This is a genomic window from Streptomyces sp. NRRL F-2580 (genome assembly GCF_000720115.1).
In the GTDB taxonomy this organism is placed as follows: Bacteria; Actinomycetota; Actinomycetes; order Streptomycetales; family Streptomycetaceae; genus Streptomyces.
The window spans coordinates 200574-221686 of record NZ_JOIR01000002.1; the positions used below are offsets into that span (position 1 = coordinate 200574).

The 21113-nt window shown below is 70.8% G+C and carries 20 protein-coding genes; 9 read left to right on the forward strand and 11 right to left on the reverse strand.

Going from position 1 to position 21113, the window contains the following annotated elements:
* Nucleotides 1-4: 4 nt before the first annotated feature.
* The 3 genes from IF88_RS0102600 to IF88_RS0102610 all read right to left on the reverse strand — a co-directional run bounded on the left by IF88_RS0102600 (nt 5) and on the right by IF88_RS0102610 (nt 6418).
* Complete coding sequence (locus IF88_RS0102600) at nt 5-4147, reverse strand: SGNH/GDSL hydrolase family protein (RefSeq protein WP_234323421.1); 4143 nt, start codon at nt 4145-4147, stop codon at nt 5-7.
* Nucleotides 4148-4307: 160 nt separating this feature from the next.
* Nucleotides 4308-4844 (reverse strand): hypothetical protein, encoded by a 537-nt coding sequence (locus IF88_RS0102605; RefSeq protein WP_234323422.1) that lies wholly within the window; start codon nt 4842-4844, stop codon nt 4308-4310.
* Between the two features lie 296 nt (nt 4845-5140).
* On the reverse strand, nt 5141-6418 hold the full coding sequence (locus IF88_RS0102610) for a M6 family metalloprotease domain-containing protein (RefSeq protein WP_030706900.1): 1278 nt from the start codon (nt 6416-6418) through the stop codon (nt 5141-5143).
* A gap of 280 nt (nt 6419-6698) precedes the next feature.
* Here IF88_RS0102610 and IF88_RS0102615 point away from each other — a divergent pair, with 280 nt between their 5' ends.
* The 4 genes from IF88_RS0102615 to IF88_RS0102635 all read left to right on the forward strand — a co-directional run bounded on the left by IF88_RS0102615 (nt 6699) and on the right by IF88_RS0102635 (nt 11451).
* Nucleotides 6699-7505 (forward strand): TetR/AcrR family transcriptional regulator, encoded by an 807-nt coding sequence (locus tag IF88_RS0102615; protein WP_030706901.1) that lies wholly within the window; start codon nt 6699-6701, stop codon nt 7503-7505.
* Nucleotides 7506-7567: 62 nt separating this feature from the next.
* Nucleotides 7568-9106, forward strand: coding sequence for an MFS transporter (locus IF88_RS0102620; RefSeq protein WP_030706903.1), 1539 nt, complete (start codon nt 7568-7570; stop codon nt 9104-9106).
* Nucleotides 9107-9213: 107 nt separating this feature from the next.
* Nucleotides 9214-10023, forward strand: coding sequence for a dioxygenase (locus IF88_RS0102625; RefSeq protein ID WP_051836331.1), 810 nt, complete (start codon nt 9214-9216; stop codon nt 10021-10023).
* A 450-nt stretch (nt 10024-10473) separates the two neighbouring features.
* Nucleotides 10474-11451: a sigma-70 family RNA polymerase sigma factor gene (locus IF88_RS0102635; protein WP_030706907.1), complete on the forward strand. Its 978-nt coding sequence runs from the start codon at nt 10474-10476 to the stop codon at nt 11449-11451.
* A gap of 142 nt (nt 11452-11593) precedes the next feature.
* On the opposite strand, the gene IF88_RS0102640 is transcribed toward IF88_RS0102635, so the two are convergent.
* Nucleotides 11594-12568, reverse strand: coding sequence for a helix-turn-helix transcriptional regulator (locus tag IF88_RS0102640; protein ID WP_030706908.1), 975 nt, complete (start codon nt 12566-12568; stop codon nt 11594-11596).
* Nucleotides 12569-12631: 63 nt separating this feature from the next.
* Between IF88_RS0102640 and IF88_RS0102645 the strand changes: the two genes are divergently transcribed.
* A complete protein-coding gene (locus IF88_RS0102645) occupies nt 12632-14206 on the forward strand; it encodes an MFS transporter (protein ID WP_051836333.1) in 1575 nt (524 codons plus the stop codon).
* Nucleotides 14207-14318: 112 nt separating this feature from the next.
* Nucleotides 14319-14465: a hypothetical protein gene (locus IF88_RS47135; RefSeq protein WP_199808016.1), complete on the forward strand. Its 147-nt coding sequence runs from the start codon at nt 14319-14321 to the stop codon at nt 14463-14465.
* 123 nt (nt 14466-14588) lie between these two features.
* On the opposite strand, the gene IF88_RS0102655 is transcribed toward IF88_RS47135, so the two are convergent.
* Entirely contained in the window at nt 14589-15356 is a 768-nt protein-coding gene (locus IF88_RS0102655) for a DUF6227 family protein (protein ID WP_030706910.1), read from the reverse strand.
* A 192-nt stretch (nt 15357-15548) separates the two neighbouring features.
* Between IF88_RS0102655 and IF88_RS0102660 the strand changes: the two genes are divergently transcribed.
* Nucleotides 15549-16190, forward strand: a complete 642-nt coding sequence (locus tag IF88_RS0102660; protein ID WP_030706911.1) for a vitamin K epoxide reductase family protein — start codon at nt 15549-15551, stop codon at nt 16188-16190.
* Nucleotides 16191-16283: 93 nt separating this feature from the next.
* Here the strand turns inward: IF88_RS0102660 and IF88_RS0102665 are convergent, their stop codons facing one another.
* Nucleotides 16284-16694: a rodlin gene (locus IF88_RS0102665; protein ID WP_030706912.1), complete on the reverse strand. Its 411-nt coding sequence runs from the start codon at nt 16692-16694 to the stop codon at nt 16284-16286.
* A 270-nt stretch (nt 16695-16964) separates the two neighbouring features.
* On the opposite strand from IF88_RS0102665, the gene IF88_RS47595 reads away from it, so the two are divergent.
* Nucleotides 16965-17495: a hypothetical protein gene (locus tag IF88_RS47595; protein ID WP_051836334.1), complete on the forward strand. Its 531-nt coding sequence runs from the start codon at nt 16965-16967 to the stop codon at nt 17493-17495.
* 154 nt (nt 17496-17649) lie between these two features.
* Nucleotides 17650-17889 carry a chaplin gene (locus IF88_RS0102675; protein WP_030706915.1) on the forward strand — a complete coding sequence of 80 codons (240 nt, stop codon included), beginning with the start codon at nt 17650-17652 and terminating at the stop codon, nt 17887-17889.
* Between the two features lie 85 nt (nt 17890-17974).
* On the opposite strand, the gene IF88_RS0102680 is transcribed toward IF88_RS0102675, so the two are convergent.
* The 5 genes from IF88_RS0102680 to IF88_RS0102700 form a co-directional block, all read right to left on the reverse strand.
* Entirely contained in the window at nt 17975-18322 is a 348-nt protein-coding gene (locus IF88_RS0102680) for a hypothetical protein (protein WP_030706916.1), read from the reverse strand.
* 195 nt (nt 18323-18517) lie between these two features.
* Nucleotides 18518-19576 carry a chaplin gene (locus IF88_RS49280; protein ID WP_030706917.1) on the reverse strand — a complete coding sequence of 353 codons (1059 nt, stop codon included), beginning with the start codon at nt 19574-19576 and terminating at the stop codon, nt 18518-18520.
* A gap of 119 nt (nt 19577-19695) precedes the next feature.
* Nucleotides 19696-19929 (reverse strand): chaplin, encoded by a 234-nt coding sequence (locus IF88_RS0102690; RefSeq protein WP_030706918.1) that lies wholly within the window; start codon nt 19927-19929, stop codon nt 19696-19698.
* A gap of 245 nt (nt 19930-20174) precedes the next feature.
* Nucleotides 20175-20585, reverse strand: a complete 411-nt coding sequence (locus IF88_RS0102695) for a rodlin (RefSeq protein WP_030706919.1) — start codon at nt 20583-20585, stop codon at nt 20175-20177.
* 118 nt (nt 20586-20703) lie between these two features.
* Nucleotides 20704-20958, reverse strand: coding sequence for a chaplin (locus tag IF88_RS0102700; RefSeq protein WP_030706920.1), 255 nt, complete (start codon nt 20956-20958; stop codon nt 20704-20706).
* Nucleotides 20959-21113 lie beyond the last annotated feature (155 nt).

Here is a 21113-nt window from a genome sequence, read left to right on the forward strand (position 1 = left end):
GCCGCTACTTCATGGCCCTCCACGCGGCGCTGTTGAGCGTGCTCTCCAGGGAGTTGGCGTACAGCCGGGCTCCGGCGATCTTCGGGTGGAAGGACTGGGCGGAGGTCGGCAGGCCGTCCTCGTCACCCGGGGTCTTGTCCGTGACGATGCCGTGGATCGACTCGGGGCTGCCGCAGATGGCCTTGCCCTTGAAGGCGCCCGTGGGGTCGGAGAACTGGACCTTGACCCCGGCCGCCCTGGCGTCGGCGGCGGCCCCGTCCATCTCCTTGACCAGCAGGGCGCCGATCTCGTTGAGCCAGGGCTGCTCGTCCCCGTTGATGCCCGGGATGCAGATGGTGCCCTCCAGGAGGGGCGGGTAGCCCATCAGCACGATCTTGGCGTGCGGCGCCCGCTCGGCGATCTCCTTGAGCGTGGTGACGATGGAAGGCCGGACCTTCTCCTTGATCAGCCGCGGCTCGGTGACCTTGAGCGGTTCCGACTGGTCGCTGAGGTTCGCGTGCTGGCAGTTGAGGAGTCCGGCCGCGTAGAGGCATTCCTTGATGACGTCGGTGAACCGCGAGTCGTTGCCGCCGATCGACATCGTCACCAGGGTGGTGTTCTGGTCGAGGTAGCCCTTGTCGAGCTGCGGGAGCTCCCCGTAGGAGGCCTGACCGAACTGGCCCTCGGCGTTCTTGGCGCCCTTGACTCCCTTGTCGTCATTGGCGGAGAGGATGTTCTCCGTCTGCGCACCCGAGCAGGCGATCAGGTGGTAGTCCATGTTGGGGTCGCGGTCGTCGGACATGGCGCCGATCGACTTGGAGTACCCCGGCAGGGTGGCCTGGCGCGACCACGCGTACGTGGACCGGTGACAGGCGTTGCGGAGCTTCTTGTCCTTGCCGAAGACGTCCGTCTCCTTGTAGTAGTCACCGCCGCCGGAGGCGGAGGCACCCTCACCGGAGGAGTACGAGTCACCCATGGCGACCGTGAAGTTGGTCGGCTTGGCGGCGAGCGGCTGGAAGCCGACGGCGTCCCAGGCGATGTCCTCGGAGCCGTCCCCGTCCTTGCTGTGGTTGTCCAGGATCACCTGCGGGGTGCCGGTGAAGTTGAAGACGCCGAGGTCGGCCCACTTGTTCTCCATCACCCGCTGTGGCTGCACGCGCACCGCGCTGGTGGAGTCGGTGCCCTTGACCTGGTAGGCGGCCTGGCGGGTGTGCGCCCCGTGGTCCGGGATGTGGACCCAGACGCGCATCCAGCCCCGGTCCGGCTTGTTCAGCGTCCAGGTACCGGAGGTGAACAGCTTGGCGCCCTCGGCCGTGTTCTTGTCACGGGTGTGCGCGAACCAGAAGTGGTTGCGGAAGCCCGCACCGATCTGGTGTGTGTCGATCTTGCCCGGGTAGGCCCCGCCCGACCCGCTGAAGGTGAACTGGAACGTGCCGGCCGAGACGTTGTTGGCACAGTTGCGTGCTCCACCGGCCGGGTAGTACCCGTTGGGCAGGTCGTCGATGACGTGGGTGCCCTCGGGGAGGCCGATGGTGCAGCGCGGCGGGTACGAGGCCTCGTCCGGCTGCTCCGGATAGGTGTCGTTGAACCGGTGGACGGGTGTACCGCACTGCGCGTCCTTGCAGTTCTTCCAGGTGGCCGGCTTGTTGTACCAGCACTTCAGGTACAGCGGGTCCTTGGTGTTCGGGTCGCCGGGAAGCAGGCAGGCGCCCTGGCCGGTCTTGTTCGAGTCGGTGTCGCTGATCTTGGATCGGTCGCAGTCGTTGGACGCGTCGCAGAACAGCCCGATCGGCGGCATCGCGCGGGTGCGCTCACCCGGGTTGAGCCACCAGGCCTCGCGGAAGCCGGCGGTGAAGTGGCCGGGCTTGTCCATGGCCTCGATCGGGCGGGCCGCCCAGCCGATCACCTTCTCCTGGTACGGCCAGTGCTGCGGGGCGGCGGCGTGGTAGTACGCGTTGCCGCCGCTGGCGTCCTCCAGGAACGGCGTGCGGTTGGCCTTCCACAGCGGGTTGGCCGGGTTGTTGGTCCAGCCCACGCCCCACTTGCCGCTGTTCTCACCCGCGGTCGACTTCGCGTGGTAGCCCGCGTTGTACGCCCACAGGGCGTACGTCCAGTTCTCGATCCACTTGGGGTGACCGTCGTTGATGACGAGGCCGTCCCGACGGGTGGAGTTCCACTTCTCGATGAGGATGTTGACGCCGGACGCGATGTTGGCCGCGTAGTCGAGCGCGACGGCCTCCTGCTGGACGGTGGTCTTCGGGGTCTCCTTGTCCTTCTCGTGGCCGTGCACGCGCATGCCGTCGGTCACCTGGGTGATGCCGTAACCGCAGTCCGCGTCCGCCCAGTCGATGGCCCACGGGTCGGTCTGGGTGCCGTTGGCGGCGTACTTGACCCCGTAGAAGTTGCCGATCAGGGAGTTGGCGGTGACACCGGGCACGGCGTAGCGCGTGGCCTGCCACATGTTCGACTCCTGCGCGGTGATGCCGAGCAGCACCTGCGAGGGCACGTGCCACTCGTCACCGCGGTCGGGAGTGCCGTTGGGGTCGCCGTCCAGCGTGGTGAGCGGGAAGAGGGACTGCGGCGCGTAGGCCGCCATGCCCGTGTTCTTCCAGTTCGCGGGGCGGGTGGCGCCCTTGTTGAGCTGGCCGATGACGGTCTGGTCGACCGCCCACTCGACCTGCCGCGGCGTGGGCTGGAAGGCCTGCTTGCGGGGGTCGTTGCGGGGGACCGAGCAGAACCGGTCGGCGTCGACGGTGTCGTTGGCCGGAGCCGCCGCTGCTGCCGAGGAGACGCCGGAAGGCGCGTTCTTGGCGTTCGGCTTGGCGGCCGGCTTGCCGCCGCCGGCGTTCTCCAGGGCGGGGGAGGTGCTCTGGCCGTCCTGGAGGGACTTGCCGCCACCGATCGGGTCGGAGGTCGGGAGGGCGTCGAGCTCGACGGTCGTGCCCGTGTCCATGGCCTTGATCGTGGTGCGCGCGGCGCGGGCGCTCAGCGAGTCCTCCGGGCGCAGCCGGGAGTCCTTGCCGTCGGCCCAGCGGGTCATGACCGTGGCCTGGCCCTCGCTGGAGACAGTGGCCTCCTTGGCGATGCCGCCCGGGTTCTTCACCGCACCCGGCAGCTTGCCGGTGCTCGTCGCCGTACCGGTGACGAACACGGTGCCGGACGGGGTGCGGGCCAGGTCGAAGGCCTCCAGCTTGCCGGTGGCCACCTGGGTGCCCTCGGCCTTGCCGTCGGCCTTCTTGACGTCGGCGGCGGTGACCCGGTCGACCTCACCCGTCGGCTCGGGCGCGGTGGGACCGCCCTTGGCCGAGGGGGCGAGCACGCCGCCGGGCTTCCCGGCGGGCTTGGCGCCGGGCTGGACGCGGTCGATGAAGGTGACGCCGCCCTCGGCGTCGGCCATCAGCTGGAACGGGATCGCCGAAGTCCGCTTGATCGGCGATACCTTGGCTTCCTTGCCGTCCTTGCCGTCCTTGGTCACCTTGACCAGGGTGGGACCCTGGGCGGCGACGATCTCGCCGCCCACCGGGATCGCCGAGGTCACCTGGCCGGGCACCGTCAGGACGTCGGCCTTGGCCGTGGGCGCGTCGATGCTGACGAGCCGCGTCTCGTTCTTCGGGGCCGTCTCGTCGGCGAACTGCGAGAAGACGGCCGTGTCCCCCGTGCCGCAGCCGGGGGAGAAGTAGCCGAGGCTGGCCTGCACGGGCAGCTTGGTGATCTGGCCGGTCCGCAGGTTGACGATGGCGGTGAACGCGCCGCGCGCCATCAGCTCCGGCTTGTTGGTGAACGTACGCGGCGCGTACGCGACGGCGGCGTGCGTACCGGACTGGGTCAGGCAGGCGTTGCCGATCCAGGTGTCGGTGTCGAAGCCGGGCTCGGACAGCGTGGCGGCGGTGCGCCACTTGTAGCCGTCCTTCTCGTCGGCGAGCAGGACGTGGAAGCCCGTGCCGTCGCCGGACGTGGTCCACGCGCGGTCCTTCGACCCGCGGTAGTCCTTGCCCAGGGCCGCGGAGCGGTCCTGCTCGGGAACGGCCTCGGGCTTGGGGGCGTCAGCGCCGGGGGACTTGGCGCCCTGGTCGGCTGTCGCGTTCGTCGGCGGGGTCGGCGCCGGGGCGGCGAGGGCCTGCGACGTGGCGATGCCGGCTGCCATGGACAGGGTGAGGGCGGCGGTCACGGGTATCCGTGCCCGTCTCAATCTGTTGCGGTTCACTCTTCGCTCTCTGGATTTGTAATGTACATGTCACATCACAGCGCGTCGGTGGCTCCGCCTCGGGGCTCGGCGCGGTGCCGGACCGGAGGGGTGCCGCCGGACGGTGGGCCGGTGAGAGGGGCGGCTAGTTGCAGGCGCCGACGCCGCGCGTGTGGTCGACGACGACCTGGCCGGCCTTCTTCATGTACGAGTACACCGTTCCGCACCAGCCCTTGTTCTGGTACACGGGACCGGCGTAGGTGGTGAAGGTGCCGAAGTCCTCGGTGTCCGGGGTGCTGGTGTAGTTGTCCTTGAGGCGGACGCCCATGTACTGGGCCGAGCCGGTCTCGTTGTGCAGGACGGCACAGGTCGGCCGGTCGTTGAGCCGCGGGCCGGTCTCCTGGCCGTTGGTGTAGACGTAGATCGTCGCGTAGCGGCGGGCGTCGGGCAGCCGCTCGGCCAGGACGATCTGGTCGTAGCCGGCGCCGCACACGGTCGAGGCCGCGGCGGCGGCCTGCTTGTTCGCCTGCACGAGGGTCTTGGTGGACGCCGAGGCGTCGGCGGCGACGGTGAAGTGCTGCCCGGGGGTGTCGGCGATGGCCGCCTGGGGAGCGACGAGGCCGAGCGCGGCGAACGTGGTCGCGGTGGCGAGCGTGATCCGCAGCGAGGTCTTCATGGACATGGGGTGGTCACTCCTCTGAATTGCCATGATGTGGCGCGAGCGAGGAGGAGCGGTCCGCCGTTTGCTCAGTGTCGGCCCCCCCGACGATCGCTTGGGGAAGCTACCAAGGACGATTCCGGGAGGAATTACGCATCAAGCCGATACCGCCGGGCACCGGAAGGAATTTAACCGCAGTGCACGAACCGGCTTTAGCCAGAGGATAGGTGCGGTGAACCGCATTCAGGTCACGGGCGCGGGAATGGCCGGAGCCGCGCTGGCGCGCGACTCCGGCAAGGGCCCCGTGATGGACCTACGGCCTACGGCCGGGTGATGCGGACCTGGTAACTGCCGTTGCGCAACTGGCCCACCACCGAGACGCTGACGCCCGCCTTCTCGTCGGTGAAGGTCTCGCCCGGCCGGAACGGGGCGTCCGACAGCTCCGCGTGCACATTGGGCCGGCGCGTGCAGCCGCCGCTCGCGTTCGCGCTGTCCGACACCGTGATCGGGCCGTGCCCGGTGTCCACGTCGGAGTCCACCTTGTAGACGAGGACCCCGGGCTTGCAGACGGCCTCGTCGTTCCCGGATCGGGTCCGCACCTCCACCGCGTACCCGGCGCTCTCCGAGAGCGGGACGAAGGCCAGTTTCGTCCCGCCCCGCACGCCCAGCGGGGACAGGGTGTGGTCACTGGTGCCCGGCTTGGACGCGCAGCTGATCTGCGTGCTGTCCAGCCAGCCCAGCTTCCACTTGTGCCAGCCCATCAGGTCGTTGTTGGCGCCCCAGTCCTCGCTCATGATGTCCCAGTGCCCGACCGTGCTCCCGCCGTCGGTGGTGTAGAGGTCGGGCAGCCCGAAGACGTGCCCGTTCTCGTGCGGGAGCACCCGGTAGCCGGTCTCCCGGTAGGTCCCGGAGCCGTCGTCCTGCCGGCTGTAGACGAAGGACGTGTTGGCCAGCGGCACCCCGTCGGCGACGGGGGCCTCCCCGTTGCCCGAGAAGGTCACCGACAGGACGGTGTCCAGGGCGGACGGCCCGGCGTTCGGCGTGAGCAGGATGTTGATCAGGTCGTACCGGCTGAAGTCCACCTCGGGGTCGGCGGCCTTCGCGATGTGCTCGACGAGCTGCCGGTAGCCCGGCTCGTACGGGGACCCGCGCTCGATCCCGTACGCCGCGAAGGGCATCGGCATCCGCAGCCAGGTGCTTATCGGGGCCTCGGGCCGGTAGCTGAGCCGGCCGTACGAGCTGGTGCGGAACCAGTCGGCGGTCTGCGGGAAGAACTCCGCCAGCCGGTCCGCGGCCGCGCCCTCGCCCTTGGCGTCGGGGAAGTCGACCATCAGGTTCAGGGCGCGGACCTCGCCGGTGGAGCGCGAGTACCCGGCCGGGGTCGGCAGGCCCTCGGACATCTGCACGCCCATGGTGCCGGCGATCCGGCAGGGCGCGAGAGCCGATTCGACGGTCGTGGCCACAGGGCCGGCCGCCGAGTGCCCGCGACTGGATATGCCGGTGCTGGCGGTCGCGGAGACGCCGAGGGCCAGCGCGGTCAGGCCGATGAACGCGCTGGTGCGGCGGGGCTTGCGTATCCGGTGGCGGGTCTGCGGCATGGAGATCGCCTTCGGGTCCGCGGCAGCCGGCCCTGTCCCGGACTGCGCTCTGTGCGATCACCCTCCGACGGGCGCGGCGCGCCCGCGCGCCGGGAGAGGCCGAACGTGCAAGGTGCTGTGACTCGGGTCACACGAGCGAGTGAAATAACCGGGGACGGCTTCCCCGTTTGTACGTGAGTCCCGCAAAGCGGGGACCGGCTCCCCGTTTGGGCGGGCCGAACGAGCTGTCCGTACGGCGAGCCGTCCGTACCGCGTGTCACCGTGCCAGGGAGGCCCCGGAATGAAGCGCCCCACCGCCACCGCCCCGGCGGCCCCGTCCGCCCTCGTGGCGGCCGTGGACCTGGCCCCGGCCGTGGACCCGGCCATGGCCCCGGCTGTGGCCCCGGCTGTGGCCGGGACCGCGAAGTCGCCGCGCGTACGGGAGGGGGCCGGCGCCCGCGGGTCGAGCGCGTCCCGTGCGGTCGGCGTCCCGCGCCCGCGCGCCGACGCCGTGCGCAACCGTGAGCGGATCCTGACGGCGGCCCGCGAGGTCTTCGTCGAGTTCGGCGCCGCGGCCCCCTTCGACGAGGTGGCCCGGCGGGCCGGCATCGGCAACGCCACCCTCTACCGGCACTTCCCCGACCGCCCCACCCTCGTCCGGCAGGTCGTGCTCTTCGTGATGGACCGGGTCACGGCCTCGGCCGAGACCTCCCTCGCCGAGGAACCGGACGCCTTCGCCGCGCTGTGCCGCTTCACGCACGCCGCGGCCGACGAGCGGATCGGCGCCCTGTGCCCGATGCTCGCCGAGGACTTCGACCGCGAACACCCCGAACTCCTCGCGGCGCAGACCGCTTTGCAGACGGCCGTCGAGACGCTGCTGGCCACCGGCCAGGGCGCCGGAGTGATTCGTACGGACATCGGCGTCGGCGACCTGATGGTCGCCCTGTCCCAGCTCAGCCGCCCGCTGCCCGGCACCGCCTGCCTCGACACCGACCGCTTCGCCCACCGTCACCTCCAGCTCTTCCTCGACGGGTTGAGGGCTCCGGCCCGCTCCGAACTGCCGGGTTCGGCGGCCACTTTCGACGACCTCCGGCAAAAAACCATGTGACGCGCACAAAGCTCGCCGACTAGCCTTTTTCAGTCATTCCGCACAGTGAAGTGGGTACCTCCATGTCAAAAACAGCCGCGACTGCGCCGCTGGCTGCCGATCCCAGCCGCTGGAAGGCACTCGTCTTCATAGCCCTGGCCCAGCTGATGGTCGTCCTCGACGCGACCATCGTGAACATCGCCCTGCCCTCCGCCCAGACCGATCTCGGGATCTCGGACGGCAACCGCCAGTGGGTCATCACCGCGTACGCGCTGGCCTTCGGCGGACTGCTCCTCTTCGGCGGCCGCATCGCCGACAAGTGGGGCCGCAAGAACGCCTTCGTCGTCGGCCTCATCGGCTTCGCCCTGGCCTCCGCGCTCGGCGGCGCCGCGAACGGCGAGGCCATGATGCTCGGCGCCCGCGCCCTCCAGGGTGCCTTCGGCGCCCTGCTCGCACCGGCGGCCCTCTCCCTGCTCGCGGTGATGTTCACCGACGCCAAGGAGCGCGCCAAGGCCTTCGGCATCTACGGCGCGATCGCAGGCGGCGGCGGCGCCGTCGGCCTGATCCTCGGCGGCTTCCTCACCGAGTACCTCAACTGGCGCTGGACCTTCTTCGTCAACATCCCCTTCGCGATCGTCGCGGCCGTGGGTGCCTGGATGGTCATCCGAGAGCCCGCCGGCGGCCGCAACCGCGCGCCGCTCGACATCCCCGGCGTGATCCTGTCCACCACCGGCCTCGTCGCGCTGGTCTACGGCTTCACCCGAGCCGAGTCGGCCGGCTGGTCGGACGCCCTCACCGTGACGATGTTCGTCGCCTCGGTGGTGCTGCTGGCCGCCTTCGTCCTCGTCGAGTCCAAGGTGAAGTCCCCGCTGCTGCCGCTGCGCGTCCTGCTGGAGCGCAACCGCGGCGGTGTCTACCTCTCGCTCGGCCTGGCCGTCATCGCCATGTTCGGCCTGTTCCTCTTCCTGACCTACTACCTCCAGGTCGTGAAGGGCTTCTCGCCGGTCAAGACCGGCTTCGCCTTCCTGCCGATGATCGCGGGCATGATCACGGGCTCCACCCAGATCGGTGCCCGTCTGATGACCCGGGTCGCGCCGCGCCTGCTCATGGGGCCGGGCTTCCTGCTCGCCGCCGTCGGCATGCTGCTGCTGACCCAGCTGGAGGTCGGGTCCTCGTACCCGGCGCTGATCCTGCCGGCGCAGCTGCTGCTCGGCCTCGGCATGGGCACGGCGTTCATGCCGGCCATGTCCCTGGCCACGCACGGGGTGAACCCGGCCGACGCCGGAGTCGCCTCCGCCATGGTCAACACCTCGCAGCAGGTCGGCGGCGCCATCGGCACCGCGCTGCTGAACACGATCGCCGCCTCGGCGACGACCGCGTACCTGACCGACCACGCGGCCGAGGCCGCGGCGGGCGGCCCGGCCGGGCAGCTGATCCAGGCGCAGGCCATGGTCGAGGGCTACGCCTCCGCCATCTGGTGGGCGGTCGGCATCCTGGCCGCCAGCTCGGCCATCGCCCTGACGCTGATCAACACCGGCCGTCCGAACGTCGGCGGTCCGGTGGCCTCCGGCGCCGGCGAGGGCGCGGACGCCGAGCTCAAGGTTCCGGTGATCGCCCACTGACGGCGGTGCCCGCACGGGAATGACTGATCACCCCGCTTGGTTCAAATTTGAACCAAGCGGGGTTAGTCTTTTCGGGCAGCCCTGTACCGACGACGGAGGAGCGCCCCATGACCCCGGCCACTGCACCCCAGCCCCCCACGGCGCGGGGGACCCGCATGCCGGCGCTGTACCTCAGCCACGGGGCGCCGCCGCTCGCCGACGACCCGGTCTGGCCGGGCGAGCTGGCCGCCTGGTCCGCGGACCTGCCCCGCCCCACGGCGATCCTGATGGTCTCCGCCCACTGGGAGGAGGCGCCGCTCGCCCTCGGCGCCACCGAGCAGGTGCCGCTCGTCTACGACTTCTGGGGCTTTCCCGAGCACTACTACCGGGTGTGCTACGAGGCCCCGGGCGCCCCGCGGCTCGCCGCCTCGGTCCGGGCGCTGCTCAAGGCCCCCGGCGCCCCCGTCCAGGACGTACCGGGCCGCGGCCTCGACCACGGCGCGTACGTCCCGCTGGTGGAGATGTTCCCGGAGGCCGACATACCGGTGCTCCAGATCTCCCTGCCCACCCTGGATCCGCGCCGCCTGATGGACATCGGCCGCAGGCTGGCGCCCCTGCGCGACGAGGGCGTCCTCATCGTCGGCAGCGGCTTCTTCACCCACAACCTGGCCGCCCTGCGGCACAACGGCGTCCCCGGCTGGTCCGCGGAGTTCGACGCGTGGGGCCACGAGGCGCTGGCCTCCGGCGACATCGACTCCCTGCTCGACTTCGAGACCAAGTCCCCTTCGGGCCGCCTGGCCCACCCCCGCACGGAACACTTCGCCCCGCTCTTCGTCACGCTCGGCGCGGCCGAGGCGACCGGCGACCTCACCACCCGCCGCGACCCGGTGGACGGCTTCTGGATGGGCCTCTCGAAGCGCTCCCTCCAGTTCGGCTAGCCCCGCCGACGGCGAAGCTCTCCAGGCCGGTTTCGGATGGAACGGGCCACTTGTGGCGTATCAGGCCATTCCCTCGGCCGTGCAGGCAACCAGAAGCCGGTGCGGACCGTCTTCAGGGTAGGAGTGCAGCCAGGGGCGGAGCTGTTCCGGAGTGACGGCCGTCTCACGGACGGAGAGGTCGTGGAGGTCCGTGAGTGTCGCCGGATCGGCCTCGGTTCCGGGCCTGACCTGCACCTCTTCGGGTTCTCGCGGTATTCGGTCCCCTCTGGTGGCGGGGCAGGATACTGCAAGATCTCGCAAAGGAGGGAGCGGCGTGGGAATTCTGTCCCGATTCCAGTCGTTGTTTCCTTCGGAAGCGGGCACTCGGGAGAGTGTCCGAGGACGTACCGCCCCACCAGGTGGCCGTCCGGCAGCCGCACCGCGACCGAACTTCATCGCAAGGGAGCACGCATGGCAACCCGCGCCGTCGCCCGTCGTCAGTCCACGAGCAGCGCCCGCGCTGTGGGCGGGGAGATCGCAGACCGCGACCTGGTCGGCATGTACCTGGACGAGATCGCGCGCACCCCGCTGCTCGACGCCGCCAAGGAAGTGGAGCTCTCGCAGATCATCGAGGCGGGCGTCTACGCCCGGCAGATCCTCGACGGCGAGATAGAGCGCGAGGGCGACTCCCCGGCACGCGAGGAGCTGGAGGCGCTCGCCGCCGAAGGCGAGCGCGCCAAAGAAGTCTTCATCCGCTCCAACCTCCGCCTCGTCGTGGCCGTCGCCCGGCGCTACCCGCGCAGCGGCCTGCCCCTCCTCGACCTGATCCAGGAGGGCAACGCCGGCCTGGTCCGCGCGGTCGAGAAGTTCGACTACGCCAAGGGCTTCAAGTTCTCCACGTACGCCACGTGGTGGATCCGCCAGGCCATCACCCGCTCCATCGCCGACCAGTCCCGCACCATCCGCCTCCCCGTCCACCTGGTCGAGGAGCTGGGCCGGATCCGCCGGGTCCAGCGCGAGTTCAACCGCGAGAACGGCCGGGACCCGGAGCACGCCGAGATCGCCGCCGAGCTCGACACGACGGAGAAGCGCGTCGGCGACGTACTGGACTGGGCGCGCGACCCGGTCAGCCTCAACATGTCGGTCGACGACGACGGCGACACGCAGTTCGGCGACCTCCTGGAGGACACGTCCGCGATCTCGCCCGAGCAGTCCGTGCTCTCGCTGCTGCGCAGCGAGGAGCTGGAGGACCTGCTCGGCAAGCTCGACCAGCGCACCGCGTCGATCATCAAGATGCGGTACGGCATCGAAGACGGCCGCGAGCGGACCCTGACGGAGGTCGGCAAGCAGCACGGCCTGACCCGCGAGCGGATCCGCCAGATCGAGAAGCACGCCCTGCTGGAACTGAAGCGGATGGCACGCGACACCGGCTTCGACGCGGTGGCCTAGAGCGGCCCGCAGCCCCCTATACGAGCCCCGGTGCCTATCCCCCCCAGGCGCCGGGGCTCCCCTTTGGCTGTTCAGCCCCTCCGGCGTTTGAGGAGCGGGGGTCTGGGGGCGGAGCCCCCAGGGGGCCGGGGCGGAGCCCCGGTTACGGGGCCGCGGCCGCGGTCAGGCGGGCGGCCAGTGCGGCGGCGGCGCTCGCCAGAGAGGCAGGCTCCCGCACCGTGAACGGCACCCCCGTCAGCGCCAGCCGCGCCACCACCCACTCCGGGGCATCCGCGCTCTCGAAGCGCACCACCGTCTCCCCGCCATCCCCCGGGAGGGCACCGCCACCCCCCGGGAGGGCCCCGTTCCGCAGCCACTCCGGCAGCTCCGCCGCCCCCGCGGCAAAGGCGACCTCCACCACGTACCGCTCCGTGTCCCGCGCGCCGAGCCCCCGTCGCACGAACTCCTCCGCGTCCACCGGCAGGGCCCGCGCCGCGAACCGCGCCCCCGTCGCGAAGGCCTCGGACACCCGGTCCACCCGGAAGGTCCGCCAGTCCTCGCGCTCCAGGTCGTAGGCGACCAGGTACCACCGGCTCCCCGTGCTCACCAGCCGGTACGGCTCGACCAGCCGCCGCGACTCGGCCCCGTCGCCCGCCCGGTAGGCGAACCGCAGCCGCTCCGGCCCCGCCACCGCCGACGCCATCACCGTCAGCGTCCGCGGATCCACGCTCGCCCCGTCCCCCCGGGTCAGTGCGATGGTGGCCGACTGCAGCGCGCTCACCCGGTGCCGCAGCCGCGACGGCAGGACCTGTTCCAGCTTGGCCAAGGCCCGTACGGAGGCCTCCTCGACCCCCTCGATCGCGTGCCCGGCCCCGGCCCGCAGCCCCACCGCGATCGCCACGGCCTCCTCGTCGTCGAGCAGCAGCGGCGGCATCGCCGCCCCCGCCACCAGCCGGTAGCCGCCCTCCGAACCCAGCGTGGCCTCCACCGGGTAGCCGAGGACCCGCAGCCGCTCGATGTCGCGCCGGATGGTCCGTGCGCTGACCCGCAGCCGCTGCGCCAGCTCGCTCCCGGGCCATTCGCGCGGGGTCTGGAGGAGGGACAGCAGGGACAGGAGCCGTGCCGGGGTGTCGGTCATGCATTCCAGGTTGCCAGCGAAATAGGACACCGACTGACCTAGATGGGGTCTAGGTTTCTCTCCATGACCACCGAGACGTCCAAGACATCGCCCGAAAGAGAGAACGGGCCCGTACGAGAAGAGCGGAACGACGTAGCCCACGACGCACCCAGTTCACCCGCCGACCGCCGCCGCTGGCTGGCGCTCGCCATCGTGATGACCGCGGCCTTCATGGACCTGGTCGACGTCACGATCGTCAACATAGCGATACCCAGCATGCGCGAGAACTTCGGCGCGTCCCCCAGCGCGATCCAGTGGATCACCGCCGGCTACGCCCTCGCTTTCGCCGCCGGCCTGATCACCGGCGGCCGTCTCGGTGACATCTACGGCCGCAAGCGCCTCTTCCTCCTCGGCATCGCCGGCTTCACCGCCGCCTCGCTGCTCTGCGGCATCGCCGCGAACCCGGGGATGCTCGTCGCCTCCCGCATCCTCCAGGGCGGCATGGCCGCGCTGATGGTCCCGCAGGTGCTGGCGATCATCCACGTCACCTTCCCGCCCCAGGAGCGCGGCAAGGTCTTCGGCATGTTCGGCGCGATCGTGGGCCTCGGCGCCGTCTCGGGCCCGATGCTCGGCGCGCTGCTCACCGAGTGGAACTTCTTCGGCCTCGAATGGCGCCCGATCTTCCTGATCAACCTGCCCGTCGGCATCGCGGGCGTGATCCTGGGCCGCAAGTTCATCACCGAGTCCAAGGCCCCCAAGGCCCTGCGCCTGGACCTCGGGGGTGTCGTCCTCGCCACCCTCGCCATGGTCATGCTGATCTTCCCGCTGACGGAGGGCCGCGAGAACGGCTGGCCGCTGTGGGGCTTCGTCTGCATGGGCGCGGCGCCGTTCGTCTTCGCGGGCTTCATCGCCTACGAGAAGTACAAGATCAAGAAGGACGGCTCCCCGCTCGTCGAGCTCTCCCTCTTCAAGGTCAAGAGCTTCGCCGGCGGCATCGCCGTCCAGCTCACCTTCGGCATCGCGACCGGCATCTTCTTCCTGGTCTGGACGATGTACATGCAGATGGGCCTCGGCTGGAGCGCCCTGCGCGCCGGCACCACCGGCATCCCGTTCTCGATCGCGGTCTCGGCCGCCGCGGGCATCTCCGTCGGCAAGCTCGTCCCGCGGTTCGGCCGCAAGGTGCTCCAGGCGGGGGCGCTGATCATGGCCGCCGGTCTGCTCCTCTACATCTGGGAGTCGGAGCGCTACGGCATGGAGATCGCCTCCTGGCAGATGGCCGCTCCGCTGGTCCTCATGGGCATCGGCATGGGCCTGATCGTGGCCCCGCTCAACGACACCACGCTGTCCGAGGTGCCGCGCCAGGACGCTGGCTCGGCCTCCGGGCTGATCAACACCACCGGCCAGATGGGCAACGCGCTGGGCCTCGCCCTGACCTCCGTCGTCTTCTTCGGGCTGATGGACGACGACAAGGTCTACGGCCCGCCGTACGTCGAGGCCTTCCGCGGCGCGCTGTGGTGGGTCGCGGCCGTGCTGCTCGTGATCTTCGCGGTGATGTTCCTGATGCCGCGCAAGCCGATCCCGATCGACCAGCGCGAGGGCGCCGCCGAGCACGCCGCCGGGAACAGCGGCCCGGCCGCCGAAAAGGTCCCGGTCGCCTAGACCGCGTACGTCCCACGACAAGGGACACCCCACGGACATGCCCGCCCCTCCCGGGCGGGCATATCCGTTTCCCCCTGCGTCCTGGGGCCCGCCACCCCGTAGTCCGTACCGGGTGGGACGGGGCGGGCGACGGGCGCGCGGCGACCGCTTCCTGACCCGGCAGCAGGCGGCTGCCGCCCTGCTCTACGCCCCGATCGCCGTGATCGGCGCCTTCCCCGAACTCGCCGAGCCGCTCGGGCTGCAACCCATCCGGGCTTAGGCGCTGACGCTGATCGGCCTGATCGCGCTGGGGCACGCCCTGGTCTGGCGGTTCATGGCGGCGAAGGCCGCGCCGCCGCCCAGGACCAGGCCGCCGGCTCGGGCCGCCACCCCGGCGGGAGCGTCACCGTACGCGGGCGCGGTGCTCCATCGCTTCGCGCGCGGCCGCCTCGCTCTCGTACACCTCGCACATGTGCCGTCCGTCGGGCGTCGCCGTGTGCTCGACCTCCCAGAGGCTGAGTTCCGTCCCGTCCAGCAGCACGAAGGCGTGCTCGTACAGGCTGAAGCCGGCGTCCCGCCCGTCCGACAGGCACTGGCGGCCGCCGAACGCCTGCGTGATCTGGTGCGCGTACGCCGTCTTGAGTAACGCCGCCACCGGTTCGCCGGGTCGATCGCCGTTCTCCGCGCGGCGCAGCACCCGCCGGGCGTGGTCGGCGGACTGCGCCACCGCGTACTCACGGTGCCGCCGGGCCGGCGCCGAGGCCGCGAACAGCGCGCTCAGCGCCGCCACGTCGTTCTCCGGCTCCTCGTCGCCCGGCAGCAGCACCGGATCCGGGGCGGCGGCGGAGGCCTCTCCGAACAGCCGGGACACCGCCAGGCAGGTCTCCGCCTTGCTCGCGAAGACCTCGTGGCGGACCCTGCGGTCACCCTCCGGCAGGTACGTCAGCTCCCACAGGCTGACCGAACCGCCGTCGGCCAGCAGATAGGTGTGCCGGTGGGTCTCCCGCCAGACGCCCGTCGCCGGGCTGTGGTGGGTGGTGTAGAGCGAAGAGCTGTGGGCGAGCGCCGTGCCGAGGCGCTCGACCAACCTGTCGGGCAGGTCGAAGGAGTTCAGGGCGCGGCCGAGGAGTCGGTCGAGGTGCGCCTCGGTTGTCTCGTACGGATCGCTCACGGTGGGTCTCCAGGCCGTCGCAGCTTGTCACTTCACGGAAGCTCAACGTAACCCCTGGCTCTGACATCACGTCCGGGGTTCGGTAAAACGTCCGGGAAGCATCGGAGGTTCCCGCCACCCCTTCAGGTCAACTTGCGTACGGATGGGCACGGTTAGGCCCGCTCTGTGCGGGAGCGCGGGACTATGGGCCACATGGCAACGAATACAGTGGGCGTCCCACGCCAGCAGGGACGGCCCCGCAGTGGACACGAGGGCGAACGGGACACCCCGTCCAAGGGGTTGGCCTGGCTGCTGGCCCTCACCGGGGCGGCCGGGCTGCTGGCCTCCTGGGTGATCACCCTCGACAAGTTCCTCCTGCTGGAGGACCCGGACTTCAAGCCCGCGTGCAGCCTGAATCCGGTCGTCTCGTGCGGCAGCGTGATGCAGAGCGAGCAGGCGGCCGCCTTCGGCTTCCCCAACCCGATGCTGGGCCTGGTCGGGTACGCCGTCGTGGTCTGCGTCGGCGCGGGCCTGCTGGCCGGCGCCCGCTACCGCGGCTGGTTCTGGCTCGGACTGAACGCCGGCACCCTCTTCGGCATCGGCTTCTGCACCTGGCTGATGGTCCAGTCGCTCTACGAGATCAACGCGCTGTGCCTGTGGTGCTGTCTGGCCTGGGTGGCGACCCTGCTGATGTTCTGGGCGGTCACCGCGCACAACGTCCGTACGCGCGTCCTGCCCGCCCCCGGCCCGCTGCGGGGCTTCTTCACCGAGTTCGGCTGGGCACCGCCCGCCCTGCACATCGGAGTGATCGGGATGCTGGTCCTCACCCGGTGGTGGGACTTCTGGACCGGCTGACCGCGGCCGGAACGCCGTGCCGCGGCACGGCACGCGCGAGGGCCCCGGCGGCTGGACGCCGCCGGGGCCCTCGTCGGTTTCGGCGAGCGGAGGTCAGCTGCCGACGGAGGCGTTGCCCGACAGGACCGGGATGTTGTCCAGGATGTGCGAGAGCGGCTCGTCGCCCTTGGCCTGGGTGGAGTTCTCGGTGCACTGCTGGTTCTGCGGGTTCGACAGGACGTTGATGTCCTGGACGCCGATGTTGAGCGCGGCGATCAGCGACTGGGCGTTGACCTTCGCCGGCAGACCGATGCAGGGCTTGTTCAGGGAGCCCTGGACCACGCTGAGCTGCGGGCTCAGGTCACCGTGCGTCTTCTGGTTGCCGTAGATCTGCTGGGCACCGTTGCCGTTGACGGTGGTGACTCCGCCGTCGTTGCCGATGGCCATGGCCGGAGCCGCAGCGGCAGCGCCCGCACCGACGGCAACGGCGGAGACCGCGGCTGCGGTCATGAACTTCTTGAACATCTTGATCCTTTTGTCGCACGAGTGCCCGCTGATGGAGCGCCCTGGTCAACTGCCCTACCAGGGGGTTGGTTCCGCTCCTTCACTCAAACGGCCTGCGCGCGCCGAATTTTTCCCCGGCCCGGGTGAGTGGCCTGCGGACGCGTGCGCGAAGCCCGTACGCAACCCGCATAGGCACAGGTTCCGGTTGCGCTCCGTAGGAGGTGTTCGCACGGTGGGTGAGGAAGCGGATCGCCCGGGTCCGTTTGTGTGCCACCATCAGAAGGAACGCTCATGCACCGCACGAAGCCGTCCCGTGCCCGCCTCCTCGTCCCGTCGGCTCTCGCCGTCGTCATACTGTCCGGCGCGGCCGCCCCCGCGGGCGCCGCGGACGGTGACGGCTCCGCGGCACTCAACAGGCGGGTGGCCTCCGTCCAGCAGCAGGTCGACAAGATCGAGCGGCGCGCGGCCGCGGCCGGTCCGATCGACGACCTGCTCGCCGGTCTCACCAAGACGCTCCAGGACCTCCTCGCATCAGTGGGAGGCCTGCTGCCGGTGGGGGTGACGCTGCCGCCGATCGAGCTGCCGAAGCTCCCGGAACTCCCGGACCTGGAGCTTCCCGACCTGTCCGGTCTCATCCCGGCGCTGCCCGCGCTGCCCGCACTGCCCGCAGTGCCCGCGACCCCGGCGGTTCCGGCGACCCCGGCGCTTCCGGCGATCCCGGCGGTTCCGGCGGTTCCGGCGGTTCCGGAGCTTCCCGCGATCCCCGAGATCCCCGCGATCCCCGAGATCCCGGATGTCCCGGACCTCCCCGCCCTGCCGTAGGGGCGGAACGGCCGGGAACGCGCCGCATGGTTACGACAATTGAGCCGAACAGGTCTGATCGTGCGCGTGGCCGTGTCGTCATGGGAGGGTGGACCGTTTCGCTCGATGTGAGCCCCGGTTCGGGGCAGAACATCGAACAGAAGGTGCACTTCCCATGAACTCTGCCAAGAAGGCCGCCCTGGTCCTGGCCACCGCTGGTCTCGCTGCGGCCGGTGCCGCCGGCTCCGCCGCCGCCGACGCGCAGGCCGAGGGTGCGGCCGTGGGCTCCCCCGGCGTCCTGTCCGGCAACCTGCTGCAGGTGCCGGTGCACATCCCGGTCAACGTCTGCGGCAACACCGTGAACATCATCGGTGCGCTGAACCCCGCGTTCGGCAACCACTGCTTCAACGACTGACGTTCACTGCACGACCGACCGTGGGCGCCCCGGCCTCGCCGGTGGCGCCCACAGTCGTGTCGGTACGCGTTTCAGCCGGGGCGGTTCAGCCCTGGCCGCCGTTGAGCTTCACTCCGCCGAGCAACGGGGACGCCTGGGTGGCGCCGTTCGCGAGGCCGAGCACCGTGCCGGGCACTTCGTTGCGGACCTTGTTGACCTGCTGGACCGTCCCCACGACCTTGTTCACGCTCTCGCCCTGCTCGGCCAGCGCGTTGCCCACCGTCTGCGGGGCCGACTCGGTGAACGGCCCGACGGCGTTCAGCGCCTCCGTCGCCCCGCTGGTCAGGCTCATGGGGGGCAGCGCGGCCGGGGGCTCGGCGGCGAAGGCGGTGGCGGAGGCGCCGAGGGCGGCGACAGAGCCGGCGACGACAGCGGCGACCTTCGTGAGCTTCATTATCGAAATCCTCTTCTTTTTCGTGGGCAGAGGCGTCAGCGGCGACCGTCGCACCGCTTTCGCCCTGGGTAACGATTCCCCGCCGCTGCGGAAACGCGGACGCGTGCGCGGTGCGGAACGGGTTCATGACAGCGGCCGGAGAATCCGACGAGGGATTCTCCGGCCGATATTTCTTCTGATTACCGGGCTTGCCCGTCAGGCGATACGGGACCGCCGGTACAGAATGGCGCCGCCAAGGACGAGGGCCATGGCGAGGGCCGCCGCGGCCGCGGGCTGACCCGCCCCGGTCTCGGCCAGCACGGGCGCGGTCACGTGCGCCGGGGCGGGAACGGGAGCCTGCGCCGGGACCGGCGCGGGGGCCGGAGCCGGAGCAGGGGCCGGGGCCGGTGCCGGGGGCAGGTGGACGGGGGTGTCACCGCCGGGGGCGGCCGGCGGCTGGTCCGCGGGAGGTACGACCTCGGGCGCCGGAGCCGGGTGCTCCACGGGCTGGCTCCCGTGCGGCGGCCGGGGCTCGGGAGCCTCGTCCACGACGGGTGCCGGAGCCGGGAGCGTGTGCGGGGCCTCCTCGGCGGGCGGTGCGGGCTGCTCCTCCACGGGCTCCGGCATCGGGTGCGGCGCGTCGGGCGAGGGCGCGTGGTGCTCGGGCGGAGGCGGCGCGGACTCGCCGTGGTCGTCGCACTCGTCCTCCTTGCCCTCCTCCTCGCCGGGGCCGCCGTAGCCGCCCTCGTGGCGGGGCTCCTCGTGGCGCGGCTTCGCGTGCCGGGGGCCCGCGGGGCGGGGCTCGTCGGGCCGGGACGCCTCGTGCCGGGCTTCTTCGTGGCGCGCTTCTTCGTGCCGGGCTTCCTCGTGGCGCGCTGCTTCGTGGCGCCGCGACTCCTGGCGCTGCTCCGGCGCCGCGTGCCGGCCACCGCGCTCGTCGAGGTAGCGCTCGAAGGCCTCGGCGTTCTCGGGGCTGAGGTAGCGCCCGTAGTCGTAGCCGTCGTCGGCGTGCGAGCCGGTAGAGGTGGCGCACGTGTTGCCCATCGCAGGGTTGAGCGCCGCACCGCCGTCCACGCTGTTGCCGCACACGTTCGGCGCGAAGGTCACCGGTACCGAGACGCTGTTGCCCGCCAGCACACCCGGCGAATGCGAGACCTCGGCCGTCGCCCCGGGGTGCGCGTACGCCGCGCCGGCCGCGATCGACAGCAGACTCGACGCGGCCGCCGCGGTGAGCATCCCCTTGCCCAGTACCTGTCGGCTCAGTACCTGTCGCATGGGTCCTTCCCTGTCTACCGGCGCTGCGGCCGGTGCTGAATCGAAGGTGGCCTCGGAGTGCACCGCCGTGCACTCCGAGGCCACCCCGAGGAGGTTTGCCCTTGCGGGCAGGCGCTTCGTCAGGCGTTGACGCAGGTGTTGCCGAACGCGGGGTTCAGCAGGGCGATGACGTTCACGGTGTTGCCGCAGACGTTGACCGGGATGTGCACCGGAACCTGCAGCAGGTTGCCGGACAGGACGCCGGGGGAGCCCACGGCCTTGCCCTCGGCGTCCGCGTCGGCCATGGCGGGGGAGGCTGCACCGACTGCCATCAGGGCGCCGGCGGCCAGCACCACTGCCTTCTTGTACGTCATTTTGATTCGATCCTTCCCGCAGAGGCGTATCCACTGCAGAATTAGCAACGAGCGGCGAGGGGAAAAGAAACCGCAGATTGTCGACGGGGGGCCGGCAATTCACTCCGATGCTCGGGGGGTGAATTCGGGGTGCCGGCGGATTTGTGTCGCGAATTCCCGGGGCGGCGAAGCGCGAGGCCCGGCTTCACATGCGGCGAGGCCGCCGCCACCCGAAGGTGCGACGGCCTCGCTGGCGCGGGCCTCGGTCAGCTGCCCTGCGAGACGTTGCCGGACAGGACCGGGATGTTGTCCAGGATGTGCGAGAGGGCCTCGTCGCCCTTGGCCTGGGTGGAGTTCTCGGTGCACTGCTGGTTCTGCGGGCTGGACAGGACCGGGATGTCCTGGACGCCGACGTTGACCAGGGCCAGGACGGACTGGACGTTGGCCTTCGCGGGGAGCGCGATGCAGGGCTTGTTGAACGAGCCCTGGATCAGCGCCATTTGCGGGCTCATGTTGCCGTAGGTGGCCTGGTTGCCGTAGATCTGCGCGGCGCCGTTGCCCTGGACGGTGGTGACGCCGTTGTCGTTCCCGACCGCCATCGCCTGCGGCGCCATGGCGGCACCGATGCCCACGACCGAGGCGGCAACCGCGGCCGAGGCCATCATCTTCTTGATCATTGTCGTCCCTTTTTTGCAAGATTGCCCGGTAGCGGAGCACCCGGATCAACGGACCTGCCCCGGCTCGGGTTGCGTGCATTCACCCGGATGCAGCCGTTTCGGGCGGCGCGGTTGACGGTCAGGCGTTCACGCAGGTGTTGCCGAAGGTGGGGTTCAGCAGGGCGATCACGTTCACGGTGTTGCCGCAGACGTTCACCGGGACGTCGACGGGGACCTGGAGCAGGTTGCCGCTCAGGACGCCGGGGGAGCCGCCGGTGAAGCCGTTGGCCGTCGCACCGTCCCCGCCGTGTGCGGAGGCGAGGCCCGCGCCGCCCATGAGCGCGGCGGCGCCCGCGACGGCGGTGGTGGTGCCGCGCACCAGCCTCTTCTTCATCTCCGCATTTCCTTTCGGTTCGAACAATGGTGCCCGGATAACGACCCGCCCGTTCCGAGGGTGCGTGCCATCGCCCAAAAGGCCGTACGAGCGAGTCCGGCGTGATTTCCAGCCCGATTTCTGACAAAGTTCACTCCTGTTTTGTCCCCCTGATC